This window comes from Halovivax gelatinilyticus (assembly GCF_024300625.1).
GTDB classification, from domain to species: Archaea; Halobacteriota; Halobacteria; order Halobacteriales; family Natrialbaceae; genus Halovivax; species Halovivax gelatinilyticus.
Genome location: NZ_CP101322.1, coordinates 3,614,038 through 3,629,159, shown reverse-complemented (window position 1 = coordinate 3,629,159; position 15,122 = coordinate 3,614,038). Strand labels below are relative to the sequence as shown.

General features: G+C 65.7%; 15 protein-coding genes. 6 read left to right on the top strand and 9 right to left on the bottom strand.

The window, feature by feature from the left end; genetic code table 11:
• Window positions 1–177: 177 nt before the first annotated feature.
• Window positions 178–1,032, bottom strand: a complete 855-nt coding sequence (locus tag NKH31_RS17390) for a helix-turn-helix domain-containing protein (protein WP_254863053.1) — start codon at window positions 1,030–1,032, stop codon at window positions 178–180.
• A gap of 117 nt (window positions 1,033–1,149) precedes the next feature.
• Between NKH31_RS17390 and NKH31_RS17385 the strand changes: the two genes are divergently transcribed.
• Window positions 1,150–3,702: a heavy metal translocating P-type ATPase gene (locus NKH31_RS17385; RefSeq protein WP_254863052.1), complete on the top strand. Its 2,553-nt coding sequence runs from the start codon at window positions 1,150–1,152 to the stop codon at window positions 3,700–3,702.
• 128 nt (window positions 3,703–3,830) lie between these two features.
• On the top strand, window positions 3,831–4,271 hold the full coding sequence (locus NKH31_RS17380; protein ID WP_254863051.1) for a hypothetical protein: 441 nt from the start codon (window positions 3,831–3,833) through the stop codon (window positions 4,269–4,271).
• A gap of 15 nt (window positions 4,272–4,286) precedes the next feature.
• On the opposite strand, the gene NKH31_RS17375 is transcribed toward NKH31_RS17380, so the two are convergent.
• The 4 genes from NKH31_RS17375 to NKH31_RS17360 all read right to left on the bottom strand — a co-directional run bounded on the left by NKH31_RS17375 (window position 4,287) and on the right by NKH31_RS17360 (window position 7,927).
• Window positions 4,287–5,165, bottom strand: coding sequence for an ABC transporter permease (locus tag NKH31_RS17375; RefSeq protein WP_254863050.1), 879 nt, complete (start codon window positions 5,163–5,165; stop codon window positions 4,287–4,289).
• Entirely contained in the window at window positions 5,162–6,082 is a 921-nt protein-coding gene (locus NKH31_RS17370) for an ABC transporter ATP-binding protein (protein WP_254863049.1), read from the bottom strand. Before NKH31_RS17370 ends, NKH31_RS17375 begins: the two co-directional genes overlap by 4 nt.
• Before the next feature lie 271 nt (window positions 6,083–6,353).
• Window positions 6,354–7,241, bottom strand: coding sequence for a DUF7351 domain-containing protein (locus tag NKH31_RS17365; protein ID WP_254863048.1), 888 nt, complete (start codon window positions 7,239–7,241; stop codon window positions 6,354–6,356).
• Window positions 7,242–7,576: 335 nt separating this feature from the next.
• The gene (locus NKH31_RS17360; protein WP_254863047.1) at window positions 7,577–7,927 is read right to left on the bottom strand and encodes a hypothetical protein; all 351 of its coding nucleotides are present in this window, start codon (window positions 7,925–7,927) and stop codon (window positions 7,577–7,579) included.
• 250 nt (window positions 7,928–8,177) lie between these two features.
• Here NKH31_RS17360 and NKH31_RS17355 point away from each other — a divergent pair, with 250 nt between their 5' ends.
• Both NKH31_RS17355 and NKH31_RS17350 read left to right on the top strand, forming a co-directional pair.
• Window positions 8,178–8,510 (top strand): DUF7522 family protein, encoded by a 333-nt coding sequence (locus NKH31_RS17355; RefSeq protein WP_254863046.1) that lies wholly within the window; start codon window positions 8,178–8,180, stop codon window positions 8,508–8,510.
• On the top strand, window positions 8,507–8,866 hold the full coding sequence (locus tag NKH31_RS17350; protein ID WP_254863045.1) for a helix-turn-helix domain-containing protein: 360 nt from the start codon (window positions 8,507–8,509) through the stop codon (window positions 8,864–8,866). Before NKH31_RS17355 ends, NKH31_RS17350 begins: the two co-directional genes overlap by 4 nt.
• A 30-nt stretch (window positions 8,867–8,896) precedes the next feature.
• Here NKH31_RS17350 and NKH31_RS17755 read toward each other — a convergent pair whose 3' ends face one another.
• The 4 genes from NKH31_RS17755 to NKH31_RS17330 all read right to left on the bottom strand — a co-directional run bounded on the left by NKH31_RS17755 (window position 8,897) and on the right by NKH31_RS17330 (window position 12,758).
• Window positions 8,897–9,559, bottom strand: a complete 663-nt coding sequence (locus NKH31_RS17755; protein WP_305038422.1) for a helix-turn-helix domain-containing protein — start codon at window positions 9,557–9,559, stop codon at window positions 8,897–8,899.
• A gap of 135 nt (window positions 9,560–9,694) precedes the next feature.
• Window positions 9,695–9,907: a hypothetical protein gene (locus NKH31_RS17340; RefSeq protein WP_254863044.1), complete on the bottom strand. Its 213-nt coding sequence runs from the start codon at window positions 9,905–9,907 to the stop codon at window positions 9,695–9,697.
• Entirely contained in the window at window positions 9,904–11,430 is a 1,527-nt protein-coding gene (gene nrfD, locus NKH31_RS17335) for an NrfD/PsrC family molybdoenzyme membrane anchor subunit (RefSeq protein ID WP_254863043.1), read from the bottom strand. The genes NKH31_RS17340 and nrfD overlap by 4 nt, the downstream gene beginning before the upstream one ends.
• Complete coding sequence (locus tag NKH31_RS17330) at window positions 11,427–12,758, bottom strand: 4Fe-4S ferredoxin N-terminal domain-containing protein (RefSeq protein ID WP_254863042.1); 1,332 nt, start codon at window positions 12,756–12,758, stop codon at window positions 11,427–11,429. The genes nrfD and NKH31_RS17330 overlap by 4 nt, the downstream gene beginning before the upstream one ends.
• Before the next feature lie 204 nt (window positions 12,759–12,962).
• Between NKH31_RS17330 and NKH31_RS17325 the strand changes: the two genes are divergently transcribed.
• On the top strand, window positions 12,963–14,540 hold the full coding sequence (locus NKH31_RS17325; RefSeq protein WP_254863041.1) for an ethylbenzene dehydrogenase-related protein: 1,578 nt from the start codon (window positions 12,963–12,965) through the stop codon (window positions 14,538–14,540).
• 3 nt (window positions 14,541–14,543) lie between these two features.
• On the top strand, window positions 14,544–15,095 hold the full coding sequence (locus NKH31_RS17320) for a hypothetical protein (protein ID WP_254863040.1): 552 nt from the start codon (window positions 14,544–14,546) through the stop codon (window positions 15,093–15,095).
• The last annotated feature ends 27 nt before the right edge of the window (window positions 15,096–15,122 follow it).

The window sequence follows — 15,122 nt, the reverse complement described above, 5'->3', positions numbered from 1 at the left end:
CCAGTTATTGACATTTTTCAGACGTATTGGTCGTCTCTCCGTTTTCTACTTGACCTGTACGCATCACCAGTTTCACACGCCTATTTGATTAACAAAACCGTGCTACTATCTCCTGTTACGGTCGATCGAGTCAAATCACCGTCGGCGCCGGTCGCCTATATCGTCGAATTCGACCGTCTACTCCTCCAATATCGCGTCTAGCAGCTTCGACTGTGCCGCGCCCAGGTGCTCGGCGAACGTCGAGCCGCTGATGTCGAGTTCGTCGGCCACTTCGCCGGCGTTCGCTCCCTTCGGGTACTCGAAGTAGCCGAGGTCGTGAGCCGTTTCGAGCACCTCTCGCTGTCGGTCGGTCAACCTGGCTCGGTCGATGAGCACGAGATCGCTGTCTTCGGAGGCGGTGCTCTGGGTGAGTTCGTTGAGCTTGACGCCCTCGAAACTCGATTTCAACGCCGTCACGGTCGCCGAAAGCGTCTCGAGGTCGGGGCCGGTCACCCGGACGTGGAGCGCCCCTTCGACCGCACGGAGCGAGCTGACCGGATTCCCCTCGCCCTCGACGACCTCGCAGACGCAGTCGTTCGTCCAGTCCCGGGTGAACCGGTACGTTCGATCGGAGCCGGCGCCCGCGACCGGCGTGAGCGAGATCGGTTCGGAATCAGTATCGTCGACACTCGCCGATGAGAGTACCGGTCCGTTCGCTTCGACGTCGCCGGCGTTCGCGGAAACGCTCCCCGCCGCGGTACCGACACCGTTCGACTCGATGGGCGCGGTCGACGATCCGTTCACCGCCGGTTCGATCGGGGCGCACTCTGTCGTCGAATCCTCGGTCGGCTCGCGGTCGGTTGTCGAATCCTCGATCGGTCCCACGAGGTCGCCCTCGGGGTCTTCGATCGTGAACTCCTCGACGACGGTCGACGAGTCGCGTCTGGACGATCGCGAGACAGAATCGACCGTGGTTCCGGCTCGGTCCGCCGCGAGCGCGACCGGACAGCCGCCGGGATCGTCGACGACGATCGTTGCCTGGTAGCCCGTCATATCCGGGTATTCGATCGGGTTCCTCTTAACCGAGGAACGTGATTCCCAGGGGTTGGGTATACCGCGAACCTGTTCGGGGCCAGCAATACCCACGCGACGGACCAACCACCAGATCGAATGGCCGCCTGCACGCTGTGTGAGCTCCCGACGCCCGATCCACCGATCACGGCACCGGACGCCGACGGGAGCTACTGCTGTCGTGGGTGTCTCGAAGTAGACGAGGCGCTCGCGGACATCGATGACGTGGAGGCGGGCGACGTCAGACGACGCGTTCACGAGCGGCTGGACGACGAATCTTCCCCCGACGACGCCGCGTTCGAACCCGCTGAGGGGGACGAAATCGCGTTTCTCGCGATCGAAGGAATGTACTGTTCAACCTGCGAAGGGTTCGTCTCGCTGCTCGCCGAGCGGGTCGACGGCCTCTCGGCGATCGAGGTGAACTACGCCACGGAGACCGCCCGCGTCGGCTACGATCCCGACACGACGGATCCGGACGCGATCGCAGACGCGCTGACGGGATACGGCTACAGCGCCCACCGCCGCGACGCAGCGGACGAACGGACGCGACGCGGTCAAACCGACACTGACGACCTCGCGACGCGACTGCTCGTCGGTGGGTTTCTCACTTTTCTGATCAAACCGTGGTACCTCTTTTACTTCTATCCGAGCTACGTCGGCATCGAGACGGGCATTCTCGACGTGGACGCGACGACGTCCGTCGGCCTCTACGTCCCGATGGTCACCATCGCGGTGATGACGACGATAATCCTCGTCTACACCGGGTATCCAGTCCTCCGGGGTGCGTACGTCAGCCTTCGGGTCGGCCACCCCAACATGGACTTGCTCGTCGCGCTGGCGGCCGTCTCCGCGTACGTCTACAGCACGCTCTCGCTCGTCACCGGCGGCGAGTACCTCTACTACGACGTCACGGTCGCCGTCATCATGGTCGTGAGCCTCGGCCGGTTCGTCGAGCGCAAACGGCGACGAGCGGCGACGGCCACGCTCTCGTCGCTCACGGCCGCGAGAGGGACCGAGGCGACGAGACTGGAAGACGGCGGCGCGGAGACGGTGTCCGTCGAGGACCTCGAACCGGGCGACACCGTCCTGGTGCGTCCGGGCGAGCGCGTCCCCATCGACGGAACGGTCCGCTCGGGATCGGCGGCGGTCGACGAGTCGGTACTGACGGGCGAGTCGCTCCCGGTCTCGAAGGCGACGGGTGACGACGTCGTCGGGGGATCGGTCGTCACCGACGCGCCGATGGAGGTGACCGTCGGCGCGGACGCGGAGAGCACGCTCGATCGCATCGCCGAACTCGTCTGGTCGGTCCAGAGCGCCACGCCCGGCATACAGCGGTTCGTCGATCGCCTCGCGACGATCTTCGTTCCGCTCGTCTTGACGCTCGCCGTCGTCGTGACGGCGATCCAGCTCGGCATCGGCGACTCCCGGTCGGGGGCGCTGCTCATCGGGCTCACGGTACTGGTCGTCTCGTGTCCGTGCGCGATGGGGCTCGCGACGCCGCTCGCGATCGCCTCGGGCCTCCGAGACGGATTGAAGCGAGGCATCGTCGTCGCGAACGAGTCGCTCTTCGAGGCGGCGCCGGACGTGGACACGATCGTCTTCGACAAGACCGGCACGCTCACGACCGGCGAGATGACCGTCCGCGACGTCGAGCCCGCCGCCGACGAGTCGCTCGATCGACTCCTCGAACGCGCCGGCGCGGTCGAACGCTACTCCGAGCACCCCGCAGCCGCGGCGATTACGGACTACCTCGCCGAGGTGCGAGACGGCGACCGCCCGGACGATAGCGGCGAGGACGCGGCTTCGGAGCCGGTGACCGACGGCGGAACGGCCGAGAGCGCCGTCGTCCAGCCGAACCCGTCCGATGACTCGGAGCGGTTCGAAACCGCCGAGACGACGACCGAGGCCGGTCGCGACGTTGCCGACTTCCACCGCCATCCCGGGGAGGGAGTCAGTGCCGTCGTCGACGGCGAGCGCGTGGTCGTGGGGACGCCCGCGCTCGTCGAGGCCGAAGTAGGCCCGGTCCCGGACGACCTCGCGCAGTCGATCGAACGGGCTCGCGCGGCCGGTTCGCTCCCCGCGGTGGTCGGCTACGAGGGACGCGCTCGCGGTGTACTCACCGTCGGCGACACCGACCGGGCGGAGTGGAACGACGTCGTGACGGCGCTCGCCGAGCGCGACGTGATCGTCCTCACCGGCGACGACGAGCGCGCGGCCGCCAGATTCCGAGCGCATTCGGGCGTCGATCGCGTCTTCGCCGGCGTGCCGCCGGACGGGAAAGTCGAGACGGTTCGACGACTCTCGGCGGATAGCACCGTCGCGATGGTCGGCGACGGGACGAACGACGCCCCGGCGCTCGGCGCGGCGGACGTCGCCATCGCGATGGGAAGCGCGACGGCTCAGGCCGCCGACGCGGCAGACGTGATCGTGACGCGCGACGACCTGCGAGACGTTCCGGCCGTCTTCGACCTCGCGCGCGGAACCCGTCGTCGCATCCGGGAGAACGTCGCGTGGGCGCTTACGTACAACGCCGTCGCGATCCCGCTGGCGGCGGCCGGGCTGATCAATCCGCTGTTCGCCGCCGTCGCGATGGGTGCGAGCAGCCTCTTCGTCGTGACGAACTCCTCGAGACGGATCGTCGACGATTCGTAGGGTATCGTCGTCCGGTCGTCGGCGCCGCGCCCGAGTGCCGGCGACGTCTGCGGGTATTTCGAATCGTGCGGACACGACCGCCAAACCGCTTTCCGTTCAGCGCCCGTATCGATTCGAAGAGCTACCACATGTCGTCGTCCGTCCCGGGGATCCGATCGGTCGCGGTGGTCGAATCGGCCGTAACCTGGACCATAATGGCGGTGATTGCCGTTGCGAACGGAGTCTTGCGGGAGTCCGTCCTCGTTTCGTACCTCGGCGAATCGTCGGCACATCTCGCGAGCACCGCGCTCTTGCTCGTGAGTATCCTGGCGATCACGTATCTGTTCTTCTCGTACTCCTCGATGCGGTTCACCGCGGTCGAACTCCTCGCGATCGGCGGGTTGTGGGTCGTGCTGACCGTCGGGTTCGAGTTTCTGGTCGGCTACGTCGACGGCGTGCCGGCGACCGAAACGCTGGCGCAGTACGACGTTCTCGCGGGCGAGGTGTGGATCTTCGTTCCGGTGACGCTGTTCGTCACGCCGCTTCTGTTCGGCTGGTACCTCTCCGGCGGCGGGCGATTCGAAACGTGAACGAACCGACGGCGATCAGAGATCTGCGCCATCGAAGCGGGCGTAGCCCACCACGAACGGGACGACGAGCCAGAACGCGAGGACGACGACGCCGACCTCGGGCGAGAGGAAGAACGGTTCAGCGTCGGCCGCGGTGACCTCGACGCCGGCGCCGGCTCCCGACGGATCGGCGTCGACCAGATCGGCGAGATCCGGTAAGAGGGCGACGACCGTCGAAAAGTACGCGGACGACGGTGAGACCTGCATCAGGGTGAACGCCCACTCGGGCATCGATTCGGGGGAGGGAAGCGAAAACCCGCCCGCGACGTAGAGGACGGCCATCACGACGACGTCCCACAGCAACTCGAAGACGACGAAGAAGCCGAGCGCGAGCGTCGTCGCGCGCGAGGTCGACCCCGTCGTCGCCGAGATGCTGACGACGATCGTCGCGTAAATGGCCGCGAACGCGATCGTCGTGAGGACGAGAACGAGACCGGCAACGGCGTCGAACTCGCCGAGTAGTACGGTGCCAAAGCCGAGACCCACCACGACGCCGACGCCGAGGCCGAACGCCAGGACGCCCGCGCGTCCGAGTACCTTTCCGGCGAACACGTCGGCGCGGGTGGTCGGAAGCGCCAGCAGGAGTTTGATGCTTCCGAGTTCCCGCTCTCCCGCGAGCGACTTGTAGCAGACGACGATCGCGGCCAGCGGGACGAAGAGACCGATCAGGCCAACGGTGAAAAAGACCAGTCCGGCGAACGTCGCGCCCTCGGGCTCGCCGAACATCTCAGGCACTTCGACGTAGGCGTACGTCGAGCCGATCGAGACGATCACGAAGACGCCGACGAGCGCCCACAGGGCCCGCGACTGGACCGCGTCGCGAAAGTCCTTCTTCGCGACGGTCAGCCAGGTCATCGCCGGACCTCCTGGCGCTCGTTCGTGTAGCGGACGAACAGATCCTCGAGCGACGACTCGACGACGGAGAAGTCCTGTACCGGCGCGACTTCCGCGTCGATCGCGTCCAGGACGGCGAACTTCGAGACGCCGTCGACCGAAACGCGGAGTCGGTCCTCGTCGATCGCGACGTCGCCGACGCCGTCGAGCTCCGAGACTTCGGCGACGATCGCGTCGTCCAGCTCGGTGAGGTAGACGAACAGCGTCTCGCCCGTCTCGGACGCGTCGCGGAGACCGTCGATCGTGTCCACGGCGAGGAGCGCCCCCCGATCGATGATGGCGACGCGATCGCAGACGGCCTCGACCTGCTCCATCACGTGACTGGAGAAGAAGACCGTCGTTCCGCGAGCGTTTTCCTCGCGGATGATCTCGCGAATCTCTCTGGCCCCGTTGGGGTCGAGGCCGGTCGACGGCTCGTCCAGGACGAGTAGATCGGGCTCCCCGACGAGCGCCATCGCCAGGACGAGTCGCTGGCGCATTCCCTTCGAATAGCCGCCCGCTTTGCGATCGGCCGCGTCGGCGATTCGCACGCGTTCGAGCAGCGCCATCGGATCCTCGTCGACGCCTTTCATCTCGATCGCGAACTCGACGTGTTGACGGCCGGTGAGCCGATCGTAAACGTGGTAGGCGTCCGGCAGGACGCCGGTCCGCCCCCTGACCGCTTCGCCCTCTTTCTGGGCGTCGTGGCCGAGGACCGTCACCGTGCCCGATGTCGGTCTAATGAAGTCGAGTAACACGTCGATCGTCGTCGACTTACCCGCCCCGTTCGGTCCCAGAAACCCGAATATTTCGCCCTCCTCGACCGTCAGGTCGAGGTCGTCGACGGCGACGACGTCGCCGAAGCGTTTCGTGAGCCCGGATATTTCGATGGCGGCCATCAGAGACGCCCCCGAACGTTGAAACCGCGTTTCGCCGTGACCGTTTCCATAGGGGGTGATGACGGTCGAGCCCGATAAGTATTGTTACTGCCTTTACATATTGTCGGACGAGTAACTCAAATCGAGTTGAGGAGCTCCCGACGGCGTCACAGAGAGGGTTGATTCAGCCGTGGGACGGCCGGGCGGCCGTCGACCGAATCGCCACCCGCGGATGGGCCGTGACGGGCGTCCTCTATCGTGCGGTGGGTGACTCTCGGTTCCGATCCGACGCTCACGCGACCGTCACCGAACCGGATTCGTCCATCTCGAGTTCGAGGCGGTCGCCCTCGAGTGCAACCTCGAACCGCAGTCCCAGCGGGTCGCGGGAACTGACGTCGGTCGTGATCGAGTCCGAGACGATGAACTCGAAGAGTTCCCACAGCGGAACGTCCCAGAGATCGATTCCTGCCATCCAGAGCCGGTTCGCCGCCGCGGGGTGGAACACGGCGACCGCCTCGACCGGGAGGGCGAACCCGAACCAACACTCGGGGCACGTGCTCGCGTGCGTGTACAGCGTGCGCCCTCCCAGTTCGGTGGTCGTGACGCTCGTTTCGACGCGACCGGCACACTCCGGACAGACGCCCGCCCGAAGCTGGACGAGCGACCCCCAGATTCGATGGCCGAAACTCTCGACGATTTCGGCGGCGGTACGCCCGCGGGCCTGGCTCCTCGGGAAGATGTCGGAGAGCAGCGTCTCCTCACAGGCTCGACAGTGGATGTGAAACCCCTCGTCGGCCACGGTCGCGACGAGACTCGCCGAGCCACAGCGAATGCAGGTGCCGCCCACCGGTTCGTCGTCGAACGAAGTCGCAGGTTCGTACAGCCCCGCCCTTACGGCGCGAGCGATTCGGCCGCCGGTGTAGGTCAGTCGGTAGCCGTCCGGCGTCCGCTCAACGAACGGACCAACCAGCTGATCCAGGTGGTAGGCGAACTGCGAGGAGCTTTCCACGTCGGTCGCGTCGTACAGAGTCGAGAACGACAGCGACGTGCCGGCCGTCCCTTCGCTTCGCTCGGCCGCCGCCAGCGCGACAAGAATTTCGAGACGTCGACGGTCACCCAGCGAGGCGATGGCGTCCGCCGCGTCCGCGCTGATGCGTTCGATCGGCTCGCTCGGAGTCATGCTCGCTACTCGATCACCCGAGATGTTACGTCTTCGCTCGCTCGAACCGACACGACCCGTTCATGCGTAGACGACATCGGTCGGAACGGGAAATCGTAGCGCCAGTACGAACCGCTTGTGCGTTCCGGTCGGAACCGTCCACCGGATCAACGATGACGAACGACGCCTCGACGAATCGTGACCGACGTTCGAGCTGGGTTCCGACACGCCAAAACGTACTGTCCCGAGATCGGTCGATCCGGGCGCAGTTTCTCGCGAGATAGCGATCTGTGCTGAATCAATTTCGTAGGCGAAGTCCGATTCGGCTGTGCCGGATCGAGTCGGCGAGCGACGGACTACTCGTCGAGAGCGCCGATCGAACGACACCGAGTCTCAACCAGTTCGCCGAACCCGGAGAGTTGCTCGCGGGCCCGCTCGTGGTCGGTGATCGTACCCGCTCGCGTGCAAGGCTCGATGGTCTCGATCGTCACTGTCACTTCGCCGTCGGCGCCGTGATCGACGTAGACGGCGGTGACGGCCTCGCACTCGAGCCACTCTAACACCCACTCGAAGAGCCGACGGTCGTGTTCGGCTTCGGTGGTCGTCGGCAGATACGTCAGTTCGAACCGGTTGACGGGACGCGGATCCGTCCAGGCGGCAGGATCGTCCGCTGAACCGAGTTTACTCATGTCGCGACGCGACTCCATCGGACCGTCTGCCGAGCTGAATCGGGCCATATTGGATGATAGATGCTCGCAGTCGATGTGGCTCGCGCTACACTGTGTAGGGGTATATGTGGTCGATCGACCGGAACGTGTGGGTCGCCGGGCCACCAGCTGATCACCCTGTGGTGGCGGGGAGATGAGCCATCCAGTCACCCCGACTTGTGTGACGATGGCGTCACCTCCTGTAATATGAAGCGTCGATGCCATACCAATCTGGAGCCGATAACTAGCTATGACCGACGGCGAGGCGGCGGAGACGGTAGAGGGGCTGCGAGGGGTCGTCCGGTACGGTCCCGAGGGCCCCGAACTCGTGCGCGATCCGACCGAGACGGGGGACGTCGACGTCGAGCCAACGGCGGTCGACCTCTTTCGAACGGTGACGAGCGAGCGGTTTCCGGATGAGCCGTACGGCACCCACCTGCGTTCGGTTCACCGCTTCGAGGACGTGACGGTCGTCCACCTCCCCGACGGTCCCGACCGGGGGACGGTGGCTACCCTGAGCGGCGGGACTGACGGCTCCGTCGACCGGCTCATTGAACGCGTTAAAGCACTTTGCGACAAATGACAGATTTTGAGTCCGCCGAGGGGCTGCGGGTCACCTTCACCGTCTCCGACGCGGACGCGGTACGGAGTCTGCTGGAGCAGAGCTCTGGGGTGGAAGCAACCATCGAACCGCGTGGTATCTCGATCACCGATTCGGTCGGCGAGGCGGCCGTCGAGATCGACGTCAGCGGGATCACGCCGAAACAGTGGGAAGCGCTCGAACTCGCCTACGATCGTGGCTACTACGAGCGCCCGCGCGGAACGAATCTCGACGAACTCGCCGCCGCGCTGGGCATCTCGAAGTCGGCCGTCTCCCAGCGACTCTGTGCCGCGGAGGCGCGACTCGTCGGAGCGGTCCTCGACCGTCTCGGGCGGTGAGTGGTCGGTAGCTCGTCACCGGCCGCTCCGTCAGCTCGTATCGGAGGTGACCGGTGAGCCGTCGGCGTCGACCAGCCCGGCAACGAGCCTCGTTTCGACGGCCGTCAGCCGCTGGGAGACCGCCGACTTCGAGATGCCGAGGCGCTCGGCCAGCTCGCCGAGATCCGTCCGACGCGGCGTTTCGTAGTAGCCAGCCTCGACCGCCATCCGGACCGCCTCGCGCTGTTTGTCCGTGATGGCGCTCGTCTCGATCTCGAGGGCTCGTTCGACGCCGCCGGCCTCGTCGACCGACCGAGAGACCCGGAGCAGTCGAACACTGGCCTCCCGCTCGCGCAGCGAGTCGACGATCGACCGGAACTCGTCCCGGCTCGCCACCGAGACGGTCACCACGAGTTCGCCGCGCTCTAAGCTGTCGACCGAGGCGACGCAGTCGTGACCCTGGAAGACCGGACAGATGCAGTACCGGGAGACGTCACTCGAGAGCAGTCGGGCGCCCTCGTCCGCGACGTCGACCTCGGCGTGACAGCGCGAGTCGCAGTCCTCCCCGCCCGCGCCGAGCGACTGGGTGACGCGATCGCCGCGCTCTCCGGCGGCGACGACGCCGCAGCCGGCTTTCGGATCCGGCTCGATGCGAAACCGGGCCCGGAGATGGCCGGAGTCGTTGAGGTCGGTGGGAGAATGGGGGGTGGACATGTACAGCGATCCATGCCGGGTGATCACTTATATCATGACGCCAGTTCCCACGGCGCCGAAACTGGGCGAGAACTCATGTGGGTCGGCCGAACCGTTGGGCCGGCAACGGCCGGGCGGCCGTCGTCTCGGGCTGGCTCAGAGGTTCACGATGATGGTGATCGCCGCCCCCGTGATCGCCAGACCGATGAGGATCACGACCGTGAATCCGAGCATATAGCCGATGGAGATGCCAACGGTTCGAAAATCACGCGGCCCGCCGAACAGCCAGCCGGCAACCATCAGGTATACCGGTATCATGACGATGCCGAAGATGACGATCAGTCCGATGTTGGTGATTGCGTGGGTCATCTGTCTTCCTCCGTAGTGGCGCTATCGGAGTCCAGGCCGACGGTGTCGGACTCAGCCACACCGCGGCCGGTCGTATCGACCGGATCCGAGATCGCTGAGTTAACCGGTTGTCTTTCGGTATCGGCCGCCGACCCGTTTAATTTCCCTCCGCTCAGCACGCCGCCGTCGGCGGCGACGTCGGGTGACGAATCTCCATCAGTCCGTGACGATCGAGGCTCGTCGACGAGCTCGCCGGCGTCTTCGAGTTCGATCATCGGGATAATCTTCGAGACGATGACGAAGCCGAGTCCCACCAGCACGATCGAGCCGAGGACGAGCGACCACTCGACCCAGTTGGGGAAGTACTCGCCCGCGGGGTAGAGATTGGTCAGCGGCGGCACCGACGGGTGCATCAGTCCCTCGACGATGAACATCACCTTCTTGTTCAGGATCGAGATCGCCACCACCCCGGAGACGACGACCAGCACCGGGATGGAGAACCAATCCGGCCGCAGCACCGTCGCGGCGAGGTAGGTGAACGAGACCAGCAACCCGCCGATCGCCAGCCAGAAGAACGGCAGGGTCAGCATCGTCTCGGTGATGACGTCGATGTGTGCCGGCGCGAGGTAGAGGCCCGTGAGGACATCGTGGATGACGAACCAGATCGTCGCGAGCACCAGCAGTGCCAGCACCTTCGAGAGGTCGACGAGGATCGCCTCCTCGATCATGTCCTCCCAGCCGTAGGCGTAGCGGAAAGCGGCGACGACGATGATGACGAACGCCATCGCGCTCGTCAGCGACTCGACGAGCATCGAGGGGCCGGCGGCGGCACCGAACCAGCCGGGCTGGGCGGCGATCAGGCCGAACAGCCACGGGACGACGCCGCCGGACAGCAGCGGGACGAGTGCGAGGATCGCCACCGCGAGCCACCAGGTGATCTGCTCGACCTTCTCGCTCTCGGCCGGGCGGTATCCCAGCAAGATCACCGAGTAGATCGGGCCCAGCCACCAGGGGAGTCGCGGTCGGAGAGCGTAGATCTCGTCTCGCAGCGAGAGCGTGATGTAGGTCAGCGAGAGGACGAGATAGAGCGTGATGACGGCGATGTCCCAGGCCAGCGGCGAGTGGTAGACCGTCAGCGGCCACTGGACGATGGTGTTGAAGATCCGGTCGGGACGGCCCAGGCTGAAGACGATGTTCGCGGCGGCCATCCCGAGTGCGAACACCGTCAACACCTCGGCGATGCGCGCGATCGGGCGGAACCGTTCGATCTTGAAGACGGTCACCGCCGCCGAGATGGCGATCCCGCCGTGGGCGATGCCGATCCACCAGACGAACGCGCCGATGTACAGCCCCCAGGGCACCCCGCCGGCGGTCCCCCAGTCGCCGAGGTTCGTTACCGTCATCATTCCGCCGCGGAGCTGGTAGACCCAGGCGACCAGCAGCCAGAGTGCCGCCAGCCCGAACACCACTAGCAGGGCGAAATGTCCCTTCGTCGTGTTGTGGAGCGGCCGAAGTACGCGCTCGCCGTCGATGTCGGGGCTCACGACCCCTCACCTCCAGCATTCGAGTCGTCCGTTCCATCGGCGACCACTTCATCGGCACCGTCCTCGGCCGGTCGCTCCATGCCGAGATCCTCGTAGGTGTACGGCCCGTCGATCGGATCGGCGTCTTTCGAGGGTTCGTCGCCCAGGTAGACGATGTTCGGCTCGTTGCCGATCTCGTCGAGCAGTTTGAACCGGGCCTCCTGGCGGTTCTCCCGAAGGTACTGTCTGGGCTTACTGTCGGGATCGTTCATGTCGCCGAAGTGGATCGCGTCGACCGGACACTCCTCTTCGCAGGCGGTGGTCCCGCGCTGGGCGGAGTCGTCCTGGCGGTGGACGCAGAACGTACACTTGCCCATGATGCCCTCCGGCGGCGTGCCGCCGACGGTGTTGCCGTGTCTGTCGGTCTCCGAGCCGGTGAACCCCGGCGAGATGTCGGTCGGCTCGTCTTTGCTCAGGGAGTTGACCCCGTACGGGCAGGCGACCTCGCAGTACTTGCAGCCGATGCAGGTGTCGTAGTCGGTGAGGACGAGGCCGTCGTCGTTGCGCTTGAACCGCGCCTGGGTGGGACAGACGTAGGTACAGGAGGGCTCCGAGCAGTGCTGGCAGGGCCGGGGCATGTAGCCTTCCTCGACCTCCCCGTACTCGTCTTCCTCGTAGCGGAAGACGTGCATCCAGTGGGTGCCAGCGTCCGTGTCGTTCTCGCGCTTGCAGGCCTCCGCACAGAGCATGCAGGCGATGCACCGGTCGGTGTCGATCGCCATCCCGAACTGTACGTCGCCAGCTTCACCTCGCTCCGGGCCCGTGTCGGCCAACCCGTCCATACAGCCAGCGAGTCCCGCCGTTACGCTGGCGGCCCCCGCGGCGCCCATCGACTTGAGCAGTCCCCGGCGGGACGGAAACGTGCGGCCCGAGGACGTCGGTACGCCGGGAAGCGGCTCGTCTGATTCCGACGTCGACGCTCGCTGGGCATCCGCCGACGATTCGTAAGTGACGGCTCCGACCTCCCGCGTCGGTCGTTCGTCGACGCCGAACTCCTCGTGGACGTCGGCGTGGTGTTTCTCGTTGAACGTTTCGCGGCTCAGCTCACCCTGGGCGAGCGCCATCGCATCACGGGAGAGTTCGACGCCGAGTTCGGTGTCGAAGTCGACGGTTTCGAGTTTCTGTCGGGCGCGGGTCTCCCAGTCGTCGTCGAGATCGCCCGTGGTCCAGGTGTAGCCGAGATCGGGCATGCCCGGATCCACACCCTCGCCGTCCGGTTCCGGCCCCTCGTCGTGGCCGGGGACGGATTCGTCCTGGCGAGCGGTCGTCTCGTCGCCGTCCGTACTCATATCGATACCCTCCTCATGGGTCATAGTCGGGACGGTCGCCGCGTAGGATTGCGTGTGGAATGTACAGGAGTTTATGTACTCCTCCGAAATTTCGACCGAGGTTGGCGCTGACACGCGTTCCGGACGGCACCAGATCACGTCCCGTTATAAATCGCTGTATACTCCAGAACAACGAGAATCCCCCGACGGTCGCAACGTTCGACCATGACAGAGCAGTCTCAAAATTGGTCGGCTGAGCGTGAAACCGACGTCGATCCGTCGTCACTGAAATCGTCGGACGCCTCGGATCTCGTGAAGGGGAAACCGACGCTACCGAGTGAGACGCCCGGTACGTTGCGCCGTCGGTTCATGAAGGCGATGGGGGCGACCGCACTGATGGGCGCGAGTGCGGGCTGTATGGGTTTGTTCGACGACGATCCGGACGACCCGGCTGGCGGCGACGTCGACTATTCGGAGATCGAGAGCTTCAAACTCGACTGGGTCCCGAAACAGATCCTCAAAAACCTGAACTTCCAGGTCGCCTTTAACGACGAGGAGATATTCATCCGATTCAACTGGGAACAGCCGGATCGCGGGGGCTGGCTCCACGATTACATCGTCTACGAAGACGGCGAGTGGACGCAGTATCTGAGTCCGGATCCGTGGGTCGCCGACGGTGACCACCCCGACCACCGTGGCTTCTACGAGGATCGGGTCACGTTCTTGCTCGACGACGGCTCCGTGAAAGGGTTCGAGCACTTCGGCGGCTGGATGACCGTCCACATGGGGACCCGGAGCCTTCCCGGGGAGGCACCCGCCGACGAGGTCGAGGCCGACCCCCATTTCGGCGACGACGGACTCGGCCGCAACGACATCCGCAAGTACCTCCCGCAGTCGCGCGAGGGCGAGTGGTGGGAGAGCACCCCCTGGGACGCCGTCCGCTCGCAGGACGAACTCGACGGGCTGAAAGAAGACGGCGTCTTCGTCGATCTCCCGATGTTCCGGGCCCATCGGAGCAATCCGATGGGGTACGGCACCGACCACCACGTCCTCGACTACCGCCACGGCGACGACGGCTCCAACTCGTTCGGCACCCAAGACTGGGATCCTGAGGACGGTCCCGAGTACATGTTCGACCCCGAACTCGTCGAAGACGGGGCGCTGGACCTGGAGCGACTCCGGGAAGCGGACTACCGCCAGGACCTCTTCTACGACGAGCGCGACGAGTGGCTCGGCGAGTACGACCCCTACTACCTCCACGAGGACTGGATGGTCGAGTACGACCCCGAGGTCGCCGAACAGGAAGGTGCAGCGATCCCGCGACGGCCGCTCCAGGAACCGGAGGGAAGCGCAGCCGACTGGCGCGCCCGGGGCGTTCACGACGACGAGGCAGGCGAGTGGACCGTCGAGATGTGGCGCGAGCTGGAGACCGACCACCCGGCCGACACCAAACAGCTGGAGTCGGGCGAGGTCTACGACTGGATGCCCGCCATCCACCACGGCTACAACGCCCGCTGGCACTGGGTCGCCTATCCGTACAAACTCGGACTCGGAGAGGGCACCGACGCCGACTTCCAGGCGGTCCGCGTCGACGGCGAGCCCGACTGGGACGAAATCGATACCTACACCATCCCGCTGATCTACCCCGGCCAGGTCGACTGGACCTGGCTCGTCAGCGAGCAGCACCGCGGCTACATCCCGACCCGGAACGACGAGATGTCGATCTGGGACGTCCACGAGAACCCGCGACGGATGGCCGCGATGGTGCTCGGAAAGGAAATCGGCGAGGATCCACGGCGGTAACGCATGGACGGATCGGCCTCGTCAGACGCGGTTGCCGACCGCACCGTCGACGAGCCGTGCGTCCAGGCGTCGATACCGAGGTGGGCAACTGACGCGCTCCGGGAACACAGCGTGTCAGCTGGCGTCGGTCGGTCTGCAGCGGCCATCGAGTACCGTCTCGAGACAGCGTCACGAACGGTGCCGGAGAACGGATCGTCGTCGGCGCTGGTGGACGCCATCGACGAGCGCGCCGAGCGCACCGCCCAGCAAGCGGTCGAGCGCGCCCTGGGGCGACTGGCGGGCGAGTGTGAGCTGACGGCCGACCAACGGCGGGTGCTCGAGGGACTGGCCGACTCGCTGGTCGCCAGCCTCCTCACTGATCGGGTGAGCGAGTACGTCGCCGAGTCGCAGCAAAGCAGCGTTTCGACGGACGACCCGAGCGATTCGGCCGCGAGTGACTCGCTGGCACGACTGTTCGACCTGGAACCGACGAGAAGCGCCGACTCGGACGCGACGTGTCGTACCGAACCGGAGTCAGTTAGCCCAACGGTTGACTCACGGGGGAACGACTCGTGACCGAGCGCGTCCGCAGCCGTATCAACC